Genomic DNA, 13814 nt, shown 5'->3' with positions numbered 1-13814 from the left:
GGAAAGCCCCTTACCAACTCGTTCGGTGAGGGGCTTTCGCGTGTCTTCTATGGTTGTTTCCCACCGTGATGGGCGGCTACTGCCGTTGCGGGTTCGGTTATTCGTAGTCCTTCGAAGAATTATCGTGCGAGGACTTATCGTGCAGGCCCTGCGGGCGCGGGGTCGGACGCTGCGGCTTGGGCTGAATCAGCTTCGCGTACTCTTCCGGGTCGTCCACTCGCAGACCGTACCGCTGAGCCGGACGCTTCTGCGTATCTGGCTTCTGACCGGTCGTCTGGTCAGTACTTGCCTGTTCCTGTTCGGCGGACTGTGTGGACTGTACGGGGGCAACCGGTGCGGGCATATTCTGCGCCGCGCTCTGAGCCACCGCGTTCTGCGCGGTCGCATCACGCACGGGCAGGTTCTGGTTCGGTGCCGGCTGGCTACCCGCCTGCGCACGGTACGAGGGCGCCTTCGGGGCGCCGGTCGGAACCGGTGCACCATTCATCGAAACGGTGCTCTGTGCCGCACGAGCCTGCGAAGCTTCCGGAGCTGTAGCCGCACGCGCAGCCGCAACCGCCGCCGAGAAGCGAGGATGCGCACCCAGCACGCGGCGCGCATCCTGAGCGTACTCCGGCAGAGCGTACATCACGGTGCGCGAGGGAATCGCCTCAGTACGCATCGGGTAACGAGCCCCGCGGCCGCGGCGCAAATCAAACATACGCCACAGGACAAAAATGGCCACAGAGATAGGCACCGTAGACATTGCCGCAGAGATAAAAGAGGTGCCGTTCAAAGACACAAATGCCGAATACAACAGGCCAATCACCACACCCTGAATCGCTGAAGAAATCAGGGCACGACCATAACCGGGCTGTACCGGGTACTCCACCTGGCGGATACCGTCATTGACCAGGTATAGCGCCGTGACCGGATAATCCTGCTCGCTGAGCACATCAAAAGCGGCGAGCGCATCATCGTGACGAACGAAGGAGGCAATCGCCTCACCGGCGGGCAGAGGCTTGCCCTGAGCCTGCGACAGGCGCGACGCCAGATATGAAGAAGGCGGGGTCGAGGGAATATTCGGCAGGTGAGAAGTCATGACTCCTATTCTACCGCCCACCCCAACCCTGGGCCCGGTGGGCAGTCAGCTCCTCTACAGGCGTAGCAAACACCTCTTCAATTAGGCTTCTCAAAGTGCGAATCCCCACGGCAGAGCGTACCCTAGAGAGGTGAGCAATTCGAAGTTCAGCACCCCCAGCAAGATTTACATTGCCCGCCTTCTGGGCCTCGACGTTTTTGACCCCTTCGGTGACCGCCTCGGACGTCTCCGAGATGTTGTCGTGCTCAAACGCGGCCTGGGCGCATCCATTGCGGGCGCCCGCCCCGCCAAGGGCAGCGAACCCATTGTTGTCGGCATCATTATTGAGGTGCTCGGCAAGAAACGCGTGTTCATGCCCATGACCCGTGTGCGAAGTATCGACGCTTCACAGATCATTTCAACCGGCCTGGTGAACCTGCGCCGCTTTGAACAACGCAACTCTGAGACTCTCATCGTTGGTGAGCTTTTTGACCGCCGTGTGCGCCTGCTCGACGGCAGCGGCGACGCCGTCATTGAGGACGTCGCCATTGAGCAGCGCCGCAACGGCGACTGGGGCGTGACCGAGCTGTTCGTTTCCCGCGTCAGTTCCTCCTCCAACACGTGGCGCCGCCGCTCTAAGGAGACCCTCATCGTCGACTGGGACGAAGCGGTGCTCTCCACCGATGTGGAACCGCAGGCAGCAACCGCGTTCGTGGCGAACTATGAGAACTCCAAGCCCGCCGACCTTGCGGACGCTATCCACGAGATGAGCGATAAGCGCATGGTCGAAATCGCCGCCGAACTGCAGGATGAGCGCCTCGCGGACGTTCTGCAGGAGTTGCCCGCCGAGGACCAGGTGCAGATCCTCTCACACTTGGATGACGAGCGTGCCGCGCAGGTCCTCGAAGAAATGGAACCGGACGACGCCGCCGACCTGCTCATCGAGCTGGACGACGCCCAGCGTGAAAAGCTGCTCGAACTCATGGAACCCGACGAAGCAGACGATGTGCGTCGACTGCTCGAATACGACGAAGGTACCGCCGGTTCGCTCATGAACCCGGTACCGATTATCCTCTCCCCCGAGGCGACCGTCGCAGAGGCGCTCGCGCACATCCGCGCCGAGGAAATCCCTCCGGCGATGGCGGCTGCTGTGATGGTGACCCGCCCGCCTCTGGAAACGCCGACCGGCAAATACCTGGGCCTGGTGCACATGCAGAAGCTGCTGCGTGTGCCGCCGAGCGAGCCGATTGGTCACATCCTTGATACCGGCACTGAGCCCGTCTCTGACCAGGCCAGCTTGGAAGAGCTGGCACGCGTGCTGGCAACCTACGACCTGACCATCGTTCCCATTGTGAACGAATCGCACCGCCTGGTAGGCGCAGTGACCATCGACGACGTGCTCGATGCGCTTCTGCCCGAAGACTGGCGCACTTACGATGATGGAACTCCCGTACGAAAGGTAGGACGACGCTTTGCCTGATTCGAACCGCCGTGACGCAAACCGTACCGAAGAGAACCCCCGCATCGATAAGGCTCGCATTCTCAAAGACCGCTTGGAGAAGAAGTACGCTGAACGCAACCGCGAGCGCGGCGACTCCCGCCCGCAGCGTAACGACTCGCAGCTGAGCACCCCCGGTACCCGTAAGCCGAAGCTGTTCTCGAGCCCCAACCCGGATGCTTTCGGCCGCATGACCGAGGGCTTTGCACGCTACATGGGTACCCCGCAGTTCCTGATGTGGATGACCGTTTTCTGTGGCGTGTGGCTTGCCTGGAACTCCCTGGCGCCGGAGGAGATGCAGTTCGACCCGCGTAGTCTGAACTTCACCCTGCTGACCCTGATGCTGTCCCTGCAGGCTTCTTACGCTGCTCCCCTGCTGCTGTTGGCGCAGAACCGTCAGGATGACCGCGACCGTGTGGTGGCATCTGAGGACCGTAAGCGCGACCAGCAGAACCTGGAGGAGACCCTGTACCTGACCCGCGAGATTGCTTCGCTGCGTATTGCTCTGCGTGAGGTTGCGACCCGTGACTTCGTCCGTAGCGAGCTGCGTGACATTCTTGAGGAACTGCAGAACATTGCGCAGGAGCAGGAGCGTCACGCCGAGCAGCTGCAGGACATCAGTGAAGACATTGAGGACTTGGAGGAGGCTATCGACGATATCGATATCTCCGAGGGCGAGGAAAAGGACGCTGAGGGCACCGAGAACGGCACCGAGCAGCCCTCTGACAAGTCTGAACGCTCTGCGAAGGACTCCGCACAGGATCATTCCCACCGCGGCGATCTGAGCCAGCCTCAGAGCCGCGAAGCTCAGCAGGCACAGCAGCAGGCAGAGCGCACCCGTGAAGGAGGCGCCCATGACCGCTAATTCACCCCTGCAGGATGCGCTCTACGCGGCGCTCGCCCGTGTCGAGGATCCCGAACTGCGCCGCCCCATTACGGAGCTGGGTATGGTTGACACTGCGCTCGTGCATCCTGAGCTGGATGAGCTGGGTGCGCCGATTCCCGGTCGCCACTGGGCTGAGGTCACGGTGCTACTCACCATTGAGGGTTGCCCGCTGAAGAACACCATCGAACAGCAAGTTCGTGACGCCGCCGCCACCGTTGAGGGTGTTGAGCGTGTGCAGTTGGTGGTGGGTGCGATGAACCCGCAGCAGCGTTCCGCCTTGCGTTCGATGCTCAAGCCGGAGCGTTCCAACCCGTTTACCGCACCCGGTTCGCTAACCCGCGTGTTCGGTGTGGTGTCCGGTAAGGGTGGCGTGGGTAAGTCCTCTATGACCGCAAATCTTGCCGCCGCGTTCGCTTCACGCGGGCTTGCGGTGGGCATTATTGACGCGGATGTGCACGGCTTCTCCATCCCGGGTCTGCTGGGTATTACTGACGCCCCGACCCGCCTGGATGATCTGATTCTTCCGCCGACCGTGGATGTTCCCGCCCCCACCCAGCGTTGGGGTGAGCAGAAGGTCAGCGGCGGCTTTATTCGTGTGATTTCTATCGGTATGTTCCTCAAGGGCAACGAGCCGGTAGCGTGGCGCGGCCCCATGCTACACCGTGCCCTGGAGCAGTTCATCATGGACGTGCACTTCGGTGCCCTGGATGTGCTGCTGCTTGATTTACCGCCCGGTACCGGCGATATTGCCATCTCCATGGCTCAGCTACTGCCCAATGCGGAGCTGGTGCTTATTTCCACCCCGCAGCACGCCGCGGTGGATGTGGCGGAGCGTGCCGGCACCCTGAGCCTGCAGACCGGTCAGAAGGTCGTGGGCGTGGTCGAGAACATGGCTGCCATGACCCTACCGGACGGTACCGTACTCGACATGTTCGGTTCTGGCGGCGGTCAGGTGCTCGCTGAGCGTCTTTCGGAGGCGCTCTCCTACCCGGTACCACTGCTCGGTTCGGTCCCGCTGGACGTAAACCTGCGTACCGGCGGCGACGAGGGTACCCCCGTGGTCTGGAGCCACCCGGATTCGTCCGCTGCCGAAGAGATTCAGTCCATTGCCTCGCAGCTACTGCACTCGGGCGAGTCGAGGGCGGGTCAGAGCCTGCCGCTCTTCGTCTAAAGCTGCAGCAGTCTAGAACCAAGCTTCTAGAAGCTGCGGCCAAACAGCAGATATACAAAGAACCCCGCACCATCACAGTGCGGGGTTCTTTCATGTCAAAATCTTAGGTTGCGTCCACATCGAAGGGGGCGTATGCGCCTCGCGGAAGAGCACGGCTCTCCGACTTTTCCTTCTCCTTCAGCAGCGCCTCTTCACGTTCCTTCGCCTCACGCTCACGCTCGGCGTCATCCTCAGCGAACGCCTGCTTCACAATCACGCGCGGGTCGTACTGGCGGGGGTCGTACTGGCGCCAGTTAATATCTTCCAAACCTGTCTCGCCCAGGGCTTCCTTGAAGTCGTCCTTCGCGTCGAACGCCATACGGCGCACCATCTTGACGAATTCACGGATCTGTCGGGCGTATTCAGGCATGCGTTCGGGACCGATCACAAAGAACGTGATAACGGCCAAAATAATAAACTCGGTGCCACTAATACCAAACACGGAATATAGATTATCAGTTCCGAGCCAGCACCGCCGAACCCGCGGCGCTTTCTGGACGTGTCTTTAAAATCTGGACAGGCAAAAGGCGTATGCTACAGCACCGCAAAGGGGCATTGCGCCCACGGCTAAGAACACAGGAGACTGCCGGCTACACACCGGCGGTCTCCTGACACAATATTCGGTTTACGGCGGGTAGTCTCCACCGCCGGGGAGCTGTTTCCAATGCCACAGCCAGCCAACCCAGCCCCACTGCGCGCACGCACCTGCCACCAGCAACGCCCAACGATACGCCCGCGAACGGCTCACCGCCGCCACCACAATCACCAGCGGGAATAACGGCAACAACAGACGGAACGTCGAAGACTGCGGATTCAAAAACAGAATCAAATACGCAAAATAGCTCAGACACCACAGGTTCAACGGAGCCGCCAAAACCCTACGTGCCAACGGGCTCAAGCACAGAGCGATAAAGCCCAGAATCAGCAGAGTCAGCAGTACCGGAGCTGCATACCCAAAGTACAGGTAACCCTGCGAAAGCCACGGCTGAATCAGCGCCAGATGGGTGCCGCGCCACGCCGTCTCCGTGGCGGTGTATGCATCCACACGGCCCGTAACCCACCATGCAATCGCAGGCCACACCAGCGCACACGCACACACCACCAGGGCGCTCACCAGCTGCCCCAGATGACGTACAAACGCCGTGCCCATACTCGACTGGCGGCTTGAACGAACCCAGCACGTAAACCACCACAGACCGGCAGTCGCGCCTAGGGGCACACCCACCGGGCGGGACAGGCACGCCAACGCCGCCACAGGAACCAGCAGACCGTAGCGTCCCTGAACCAGGCACAGCAGGGCGCCGGCAAGGAACACCAGATTCAGCGACTCCGCATAGGGCACCTGAAGCACCGGCGCAACCGGCAAGAATGACACCAACGCAACAGCCCACTTAGACAGCACAGAAGGCAACTCCTCACTCTTGAAACCGGTCGCCTTCAACGACGCCTCAAAGAGCAGGTAAATCACCCACGCGGCTGCGAAACCGGCAAGCAGAGCAACAGTCGCCGCCACCGGGTAGTACCCGATGCCTGTCGCATGGCTAATAGCACCGGAAAGCTGCGGGAAAATCGGATAAAAAGCCCACTGATTCTGCTGAACCACACCCGCTGCATTCACCGGCAACTCACTCGGGTAGCCCTGTACCGCAATCTGCTCATACCAGCCGGCATCCCAGATACTAATGAACGACAAATAATCCAGGTGCTCACCCCACGGACCTCGTAGCTGCTGCTGACCGACCACGGCAAACACAATGAAGCCCCACACTCGGGACAGACCATAAATCAGTAGCACCGACAGCCACGCGGGCAGGGCACACAGACGCTCCCACACACGGTGCAGGCGCTCACCGGCAGCGGCGTACGCCCAGGTCAGTAGCTGGTCAAAGGACTCACCCTGCTCCGAGGAGGTGCGGGGTGCCGAGTCAGCGGCAGAGTTAGCGCGGGCAAGCGGAACAGGGCTAGGGTGCTGAGAAGGAACACTCACAGACGCTAATTCCCCTCAGCCGGAGTAGCCACCCGACCGGAGGAAGCCGCCCGGACGTTCTTTCGCTTCTCCACAAGGTTATGCGCGCTCAAGGTGCTCTCCGCATCATCAGCCCGCGGAACCGCGACGCGACACACGGGTTTCTGCTCAACAGCAGGCTCAGCAGCACCCTCAGCGGATTCTGCGGCTGCTTCGGCAGAAGCATCACCGGATACCGACTCACTCGCAGACGCCTTTTCGTCCTCGGGATCGCCGAAGAAACGAACCGCGGTAGTCAAATCCTCCAGACGGTCGAAAGTTCCCAAACCGTCACGGCCCACACCACTAAAGAATGCGGCACCGGGCACGGCACGCTCACCGGTGAGCGCCACAACGGAGAGCGCCGCGATGCCCGCAATCAGCAGGGCAAGCAGAATCAGCAGAAAGTTCATCTCAATCTCATATCATGCAGGACCATCAACCCCTGACGGTCACCTAAATTCAAATAGTAGCGTCAGCACCGGCAGAATCAGCGCCGCGACTGGTCCTGTTGTGTCTAATCCTCGTCACGGTCGCTGAGTAGCCAGGCACGCAAATCCGCGTGGCACCGGGTCAGCTGACTAAAGCTCACATGCTCATTATCGGTATGAGCCAGCAGAGCATCACCGGGGCCGAAGTTTACGGCGGGAATACCGATCTCACTCAGGCGCGCCACGTCCGTCCAACCATACTTCGGCTGCGGCTTCTGCCCCACCGCCTCAATCAGGGAAGCTGCCAGCGGGGTGTCCAGGCCGGGGCGAGCTGCCGGGGAAAGATCCACAAAATCCAGCTCGTAACCGGCGAAGACCTCACGCACATGGGCGACCGCCTCGTCCAGGTTCTTATCGGGTGCGAACCTGTAGTTCACGTGCATTGCCGCTGCATCAGGAATCACATTACCGGCAACACCGCCAGAAATCTGCACCGCGTTCAGGCCCTCACGATAATCCAGGCCCTCCACGGCAATAGTTTTCGGATCATAGGAGGCGAGCGCCGCCAATGCCGGTGCCAGGGCGTGAATCGCGTTCTCGCCGCGCCAAGCGCGTCCCGAGTGGGCGGCAAGGCCGCGGGTGCGCACGAAGAAACGCATGGTGCCGTTGCAGCCGCCCTCAATGGTGCCGTCGGTCGGTTCGAGCAGCACACCGAAGTCTGCGTCGGTGATGAGCTCACCGTGGTTGCGGATCAGGCGTGCCAGGCCGGAGAGTTCGCTGGCAACCTCTTCATTGTCGTAGAAGATGTAGGTCAGGTTGTAGTCGGTGTCCTGCGCGGTCAGTTCGGCGGCAAGCTTCAGTTGCACCGCCACGCCGCCCTTCATATCGGTGGCGCCGCGGCCGTAGAGCACGTACCCGTCCTCTTCTTCGCGCACCGTGGACGGCACGGTACCCAGGGATCCCTCAACGGTGGGCAGGGGAACGGTGTCCAGGTGACCGGCAAGGATAATGCGGGTACGCTCGACCTTAGCGCCGGGCGGCGGCGGGAATTCAGTGCGGGCAATAATGGCGTCCCCGTCACGAGTCAGGTGCAGGTGCGGGCAGAATGACAGCGCCGTGTGCACGGCGTCAGCAATTAGCTGCTCGTTGCCAGAAACCGACTCGTAATCCAGCAGGGCACGGGTCAGCTCGGGCATGGATACGTCCAAGTTCAGGGGCGGAGCCGGAACCGAGTGATGCTCAGAAATATTCGGGGAAACGCTCATCCTTCCACCTTACAGGTTCCCCCGCGCACACAACGCCCATATCGAGGATATGGGACGCTCTTGAAGGGACACCAATCCCCAAAACTATAATGGACGGTATGTCTGAAAACACTCCCCGTTACGCCTCCGGCGTTGCACTGGTTAATGTTGTTATCTCTGGCGAGCACGCCGGCACCGTCCTGGATGCTTGGTTCCCCGCCCCCTCCCTCACCCAGACTCCTGACCTGTCCATCGCGGACGAGCTGGAGGAGCTGGCCGCTGAGCACCCGGCACGCAATGCTCGCACCGAGGTACGCACTGCCTCCATTAACCTGGATGAGGCACCCGAAGACGCAGTTGACGCATACCTGCGTCTGCACCTGCTCTCGCACACCCTGGTTCGCCCCAACGAGCTGAACCTGGACGGCTTGTTCGGTACCCTGGCGAATGTTACGTGGACCAACCACGGCCCGGTGCTTGCCGCCGAGTTCCAGAAGCTTGCGATTGGTCTGCGCAAGCTGGGCCACCTGAGTGTGAGCCACATTGATAAGTTCCCTCGCCTGGTGGATTACGTGGTTCCCGCCGGTGTACGTATTGGTGACGGTGACCGCCTGCGCCTGGGTGCGCACCTGGCGTCCGGCACGACCGTGATGCACGAGGGCTTCGTGAACTTCAACGCCGGTACCCTGGGCACCTCCATGGTTGAGGGCCGTATTTCTCAGGGGGTTGTGGTGGGTGACGGCTCGGATGTGGGTGGCGGCGCCTCGACGATGGGCACACTCTCCGGTGGAGGTACTCAGCGCGTGTCTATTGGTGAGCGTTCCCTGTTGGGTGCGGAGTCCGGTATCGGTATTGCCCTGGGCGATGACTGTGTGGTTGAGGCTGGCCTGTACGTGACCGCTGGTTCGCGCGTGAGCGTTCTGCTGCCCGGTCAGGAGGCGCGCGTGGTGAAGGCTGCGGAGCTGTCCGGTGTGTCGAACCTGCTGTTCCGCCGCAATTCGGTCAGCGGCGCGATTGAGGTTCTGCCGCGTGCGAAGAACACCGTGGAGCTGAACGAGGCACTGCACCTGAACTAGTCTGCACCTGGACTAGTCTGTACCTGGAATAGTACGGGTCCGCCCGTGAACTTTGGGGTCGGGATGTGTGAATCATCCCGGCCCCTTTTTCTCTGCCCGGTGCTCCCCTTTTTCGCCGCTCTCACAGGCTGGGAGCAGATCCATTGCGGTTACGATGACCATTTTCGGGGCGGGATGCGCGGGCTTTCGCTAGGCTGGTAGTGTCGGGTACAGCCCACCCGCCATTGCAGGCGATAGGTACCGTTCAGAGAGGAGCCCCCATGTCCGAGTCAGCAGCGTCCGAATCAGTAGCATCCGAATCAGCAGCATCCGCGCCTGCGATGAGCGACACCTACCGGCACTTTACGCGCCTCTTCCCCTACCCGCACGAGCGTATTGCGGTGGGCGCTGCGGCTACTGATGCCATGGCCCGTTACGATGAGCTGGCTAAGCTGGGACGTGCGGAGGGGTTCGCCCCCTTCTTCCTGAACCTGAATGATACGGTGCTTGAAAGCATGGTCATTGCGGTGTCCCTTGAACACGACATCATTGACGATGTTGAGACGCTGACCCCGGAGCAGGTGAGTGCCTACACTCGTGCTGTTCTGCAGCGTTACCGTACCGCCCGGGGTGGCGCCTCCGCCGAAGAGTATGGCAGCGCCGCCATTGCCCAACAGCTGCGCAGGGTTGTCGATGACGGCGAAGATACTAACGAGGACAACTCGGACGAGTTCAACCTCAATGAGTTTGTTGACGAGTTTATGAGCTCCGATTTTCTGCCCGATGAGGAGCCTGAAGATGAGGCCCCGACTCTTTCTGCTCTGCTCTGCTACGAGCTCCTGGATGAGGAGGAGCAAGGCGAGATGCTCCTGTTGCAGATTCCGACCGATGACCCCGCCGACATTCCCGCGTACTTGCCCTTTGGCGGCTGGAATGACTGCCCGGACGCTGAAACGCAGCTGGCGTTCACCCACTATTGGCGTGAAAAGTATGGTGCAATCCCGGCGGCTCTTGACGGTGCTAATTGTCTGGAATTTCTGGTGGAACGCCCCGTGGCAGACCCGCTGGAGGCGAAGAAGGTGGCGGTCGAGCAAATCGCGTTCTGTTCGGATCTTCCGTTCCAGGTGTTTGAAGATTTTGAGCCGCTGACGGAGTTTATTCACCAGAGCCGCCAGTGGTATTTCTGGTGGGATTAGAGGTCGGCTCAGAAATCAGCTGAGAGTCGGGTTCAGACGCTGTGTGAAGGCGAGCGTCGACACATCTAAATAACGCCTCCTACATGCTCACACCAGCGTGCACAAGCGCACAGTGTCCCGCAGTACTTACACATCGTGTGCGGCTGTACTATTAGATACAGCTCAACAGCTTTTGTCCCCCATCCGGAGCAATTGTTCCGGATATATAAAGCCCGAAAGGACATCATGAAGGTACTCGTTACCGGCGGCGCCGGCTACATCGGCTCCCACACTGTACTTGAACTGCTCAAGGCAGGTCACGACGTCGTCGTCATGGATAACCTCGCAAACTCTTCCGAGGAGTCCCTCAAGCGTGTCGCTGAACTCGCTGGCCGCGCCCCCGAGTTCCATAAGGTTGACCTGCTCGACTTTGAAGGCATGAAGGCTCTCTTCAAGCAGGTTCGCCCCGACGCTGTGATTCACTTTGCGGGTCTGAAGGCTGTGGGTGAGTCCGCAGAGAAGCCGCTGTGGTACTACCAGACCAATGTGGCTGGCACCCTGAACCTGCTGTACGCAATGGATGAGGCTGACTGCCACTCCATCGTGTTCTCCTCCTCCGCTACCGTGTACGGCGAGCCGGAGTCCATGCCTCTGATTGAGAAGATGAACATGGATGCGCAGTCCTGCTACGGCCGCACCAAGGAGCACATCGAGGATATGTTGGTCGACCTGGCTGCTTCTGACCCCAAGTGGAACATTGCTCTGCTACGTTATTTCAACCCCGTTGGTGCGCACGAGTCCGGCCGTATTGGGGAGGACCCGGCTGGTATCCCGAACAACCTGGTGCCCTTCATCGCGCAGGTTGCTGTGGGTCGCCGCGAGCACCTGAACGTCTTCGGTAACGACTACCCGACCGTTGACGGTACCGGCGTGCGTGATTACATTCACGTGGTTGACCTGGCTGACGGCCACTTGAAGGCGCTGAACTACATTACTGAGCACTGCGGCCTGCACACCTGGAACCTGGGTACCGGTAACGGCTACTCGGTTCTGCAGGTTCTGCACGCGTTCGAGGAGGCGTGCGGTAAGGAGCTGCCGTACAAGATTGTGGATCGTCGCCCCGGTGACGTTGCGGTCTCTTACGCTGATCCTTCCTCTGCTCTGGCGGATCTGGGTTGGAGCGCTAGCCGCGACATTAAGACCATGGTTCGCGACCACTGGAACTGGCAGAAGAACAACCCCAACGGTTACGAGGCCTAAGCTGTTTTAGCCCCTTGTGAGGGGTGTTGAAGAGTGCCCGATAGGTGTTATCTCACCTGTCGGGCACTTTTGTGCGCTTTTTTCGAAATTTTTGCCAGCTTGTGACGCATACCCTGGAAACAGTTGACAAGTCGTGGGAGAAAACGGAAAGGTGAAGCATTCCCCCTAGTCAGAGCCCTTTACATAGATGAGGTGTTTTTCACCCATATTTTTACGTCAAAAATACTATAACTATGCATTAGGGCTTAAAAATTCACATAACTTACACAGTAAAGCGAATATTTTACACACACGTTACCTGATGAGGCGTAATCTAAAATCTCAGCATATACACAACCCACATCATAGATGCACCTCACATGAAAGGGTTCATGATGTCCGCACAGACAACTCCCGTAGAGCAAAAAAACCTCATCGAAATTGCTGATGTCAACAAATACTACGGCACCAATCATGTTCTGAAAAACATCAACCTTTCCGTAGGCAAGGGCGAAGTTGTCATCCTTCTCGGCCCCTCTGGTTCCGGCAAGTCAACTCTCTGCCGAACCATTAACCGCCTCGAAACTATCACCAGCGGATCCATCACGATTGATGGCGAAGAGCTCCCCGCAGAAGGCCGAGCCCTCGCGAGGCTCCGCGCCGAAGTAGGTATGGTTTTCCAGTCCTACAACCTTTTCGCTCACAAGACCATTCTTGATAACGTAACCCTTGGACCTCGCCGAATCCGCAAAATGTCCAAGTCAGACGCAGAAGCAGAAGCTATGAAGCTACTCGCAAAGGTTGGTGTGGATTCCCAGGCACATAAAATGCCCGCAGAGCTTTCCGGTGGTCAGCAACAGCGCGTCGCTATCGCCCGCGCCCTCGCTATGAAGCCCAAGGTCATGCTCTTTGACGAACCCACCAGTGCACTTGACCCCGAAATGGTCAACGAAGTGCTCGACACCATGGTCTCCCTCGCAAAGGAAGGCATGACCATGATTGTTGTAACCCACGAAATGGGCTTTGCCCGTAAGGCGGCAGACCGCATCGTCTTCCTTGCCGACGGGGAGATCGTCGAAGAAGCACACCCGGACGAGTTCTTCACTAACCCGAAGAGCGAGCGCGCCAAGGACTTCCTCTCCAAGATCATCAACCACTAAAGCGGAGGGCCCGACATGCAAAAATATTCACGCAAGCTCGCAGCACTCGCCGCGGCATCATCCCTCGCTCTAACCGGCGTCCTCACCGGATGTTCCAGCGCAGACAGCGGCAATAAGATCCGCATCGGCATTAAAGTAGACCAGCCCGGCCTCGGTTATCAGGACGGCAACACCTACACCGGCTTCGACGTGGAGGTAGCGCGCTACGTCGCCGGTAAGCTTGGATACTCCGAAAGCCAGATTGAATTCGTCGAGTCTCCAGCGTCTAACCGCGAAAATATGCTCAATACCGGCCAGGTAGACATGATTTTTGCGACCTACTCTATCTCTGAGAGCCGCAAGAAGACCGTAGACTTCGCAGGTCCCTACTACACTGCCGGTCAGGATTTGCTGGTTCGTGTCGATAACAATGACATCCACGGACCGGATGATTTGAACGGAAAGAACCTCTGTTCTGTAACCGGTTCTACGAGCGCCAAAAAAGTCCAGGACAAATTCGCCAAGAATGTGAACCTGGTCAAGCAGAATAGCTACTCCGACTGTGTGGTTGCCCTCAATGGTGGCGTGGTAGATGCCGTCACCACCGACGACATTACCCTCGCCGGTCTAGCAGCAACCAAGGCAAACAAGGACAAGCTAAAAGTGGTCGGCTCCCCCTTTACCGCTGAACGCTACGGTGTGGGTCTGCCCAAGGGGACCGACAAATGTGAAGCTGTGAATAATGCCATCAACGAAATGGTAGCTGACGGTACCTGGGAGAAACTCATCACCAAGTACACCGAAGACACCGGCTACCACTACAACACGGAAACCAACCCACCGCACCTGGGCACCTCCTGCGCCTAGGCCTC

General features: G+C 59.4%; 13 protein-coding genes. 8 read left to right on the top strand and 5 right to left on the bottom strand.

Going from position 1 to position 13814, the window contains the following annotated elements; translation table 11 throughout:
• Positions 1-97 precede the first annotated feature (97 nt).
• The gene (locus QFX07_RS02630) at positions 98-1081 is read right to left on the bottom strand and encodes a hypothetical protein (RefSeq protein ID WP_279755136.1); all 984 of its coding nucleotides are present in this window, start codon (positions 1079-1081) and stop codon (positions 98-100) included.
• Between the two features lie 130 nt (positions 1082-1211).
• Between QFX07_RS02630 and QFX07_RS02625 the strand changes: the two genes are divergently transcribed.
• Genes QFX07_RS02625 through QFX07_RS02615 form a run of 3 tightly spaced genes read left to right on the top strand, consistent with a single transcriptional unit; the run spans position 1212 to position 4615 of the window.
• Entirely contained in the window at positions 1212-2540 is a 1329-nt protein-coding gene (locus QFX07_RS02625) for a magnesium transporter MgtE N-terminal domain-containing protein (protein ID WP_279755135.1), read from the top strand.
• The gene (locus QFX07_RS02620) at positions 2533-3423 is read left to right on the top strand and encodes a DUF1003 domain-containing protein (RefSeq protein WP_279741087.1); all 891 of its coding nucleotides are present in this window, start codon (positions 2533-2535) and stop codon (positions 3421-3423) included. The genes QFX07_RS02625 and QFX07_RS02620 overlap by 8 nt, the downstream gene beginning before the upstream one ends.
• Positions 3413-4615, top strand: a complete 1203-nt coding sequence (locus QFX07_RS02615; RefSeq protein ID WP_279755134.1) for a P-loop NTPase — start codon at positions 3413-3415, stop codon at positions 4613-4615. The genes QFX07_RS02620 and QFX07_RS02615 overlap by 11 nt, the downstream gene beginning before the upstream one ends.
• Positions 4616-4718: 103 nt before the next feature.
• Here QFX07_RS02615 and QFX07_RS02610 read toward each other — a convergent pair whose 3' ends face one another.
• The 4 genes from QFX07_RS02610 to dapE all read right to left on the bottom strand — a co-directional run bounded on the left by QFX07_RS02610 (position 4719) and on the right by dapE (position 8355).
• On the bottom strand, positions 4719-5096 hold the full coding sequence (locus QFX07_RS02610; RefSeq protein ID WP_279741093.1) for a Sec-independent protein translocase family protein: 378 nt from the start codon (positions 5094-5096) through the stop codon (positions 4719-4721).
• 183 nt (positions 5097-5279) lie between these two features.
• A complete protein-coding gene (locus QFX07_RS02605; RefSeq protein ID WP_279741095.1) occupies positions 5280-6641 on the bottom strand; it encodes a hypothetical protein in 1362 nt (453 codons plus the stop codon).
• 5 nt (positions 6642-6646) lie between these two features.
• Complete coding sequence (locus QFX07_RS02600) at positions 6647-7072, bottom strand: taurine ABC transporter substrate-binding protein (protein ID WP_279755133.1); 426 nt, start codon at positions 7070-7072, stop codon at positions 6647-6649.
• 104 nt (positions 7073-7176) lie between these two features.
• Entirely contained in the window at positions 7177-8355 is a 1179-nt protein-coding gene (gene dapE, locus QFX07_RS02595; protein ID WP_279755132.1) for a succinyl-diaminopimelate desuccinylase, read from the bottom strand.
• Positions 8356-8444: 89 nt separating this feature from the next.
• Here dapE and dapD point away from each other — a divergent pair, with 89 nt between their 5' ends.
• From dapD to QFX07_RS02570, 5 genes are all read left to right on the top strand, one after another.
• Positions 8445-9410, top strand: a complete 966-nt coding sequence (dapD, locus tag QFX07_RS02590; protein ID WP_279755131.1) for a 2,3,4,5-tetrahydropyridine-2,6-dicarboxylate N-succinyltransferase — start codon at positions 8445-8447, stop codon at positions 9408-9410.
• 260 nt (positions 9411-9670) lie between these two features.
• Positions 9671-10585, top strand: a complete 915-nt coding sequence (locus QFX07_RS02585) for a DUF4253 domain-containing protein (protein ID WP_279755130.1) — start codon at positions 9671-9673, stop codon at positions 10583-10585.
• 225 nt (positions 10586-10810) lie between these two features.
• Positions 10811-11824, top strand: coding sequence for a UDP-glucose 4-epimerase GalE (galE, locus tag QFX07_RS02580; protein ID WP_279741107.1), 1014 nt, complete (start codon positions 10811-10813; stop codon positions 11822-11824).
• A gap of 374 nt (positions 11825-12198) precedes the next feature.
• Positions 12199-12963 carry an amino acid ABC transporter ATP-binding protein gene (locus QFX07_RS02575; RefSeq protein WP_279755129.1) on the top strand — a complete coding sequence of 255 codons (765 nt, stop codon included), beginning with the start codon at positions 12199-12201 and terminating at the stop codon, positions 12961-12963.
• A gap of 15 nt (positions 12964-12978) precedes the next feature.
• Positions 12979-13809, top strand: a complete 831-nt coding sequence (locus tag QFX07_RS02570; RefSeq protein WP_279755128.1) for a glutamate ABC transporter substrate-binding protein — start codon at positions 12979-12981, stop codon at positions 13807-13809.
• Positions 13810-13814: the final 5 nt, after the last annotated feature.

The organism is Rothia similimucilaginosa, assembly GCF_029850985.2.
Taxonomy (GTDB): Bacteria; Actinomycetota; Actinomycetes; order Actinomycetales; family Micrococcaceae; genus Rothia.
Note: the sequence above shows the minus strand (reverse complement) of the source record. Positions and strands in the feature narration are given on the sequence as shown.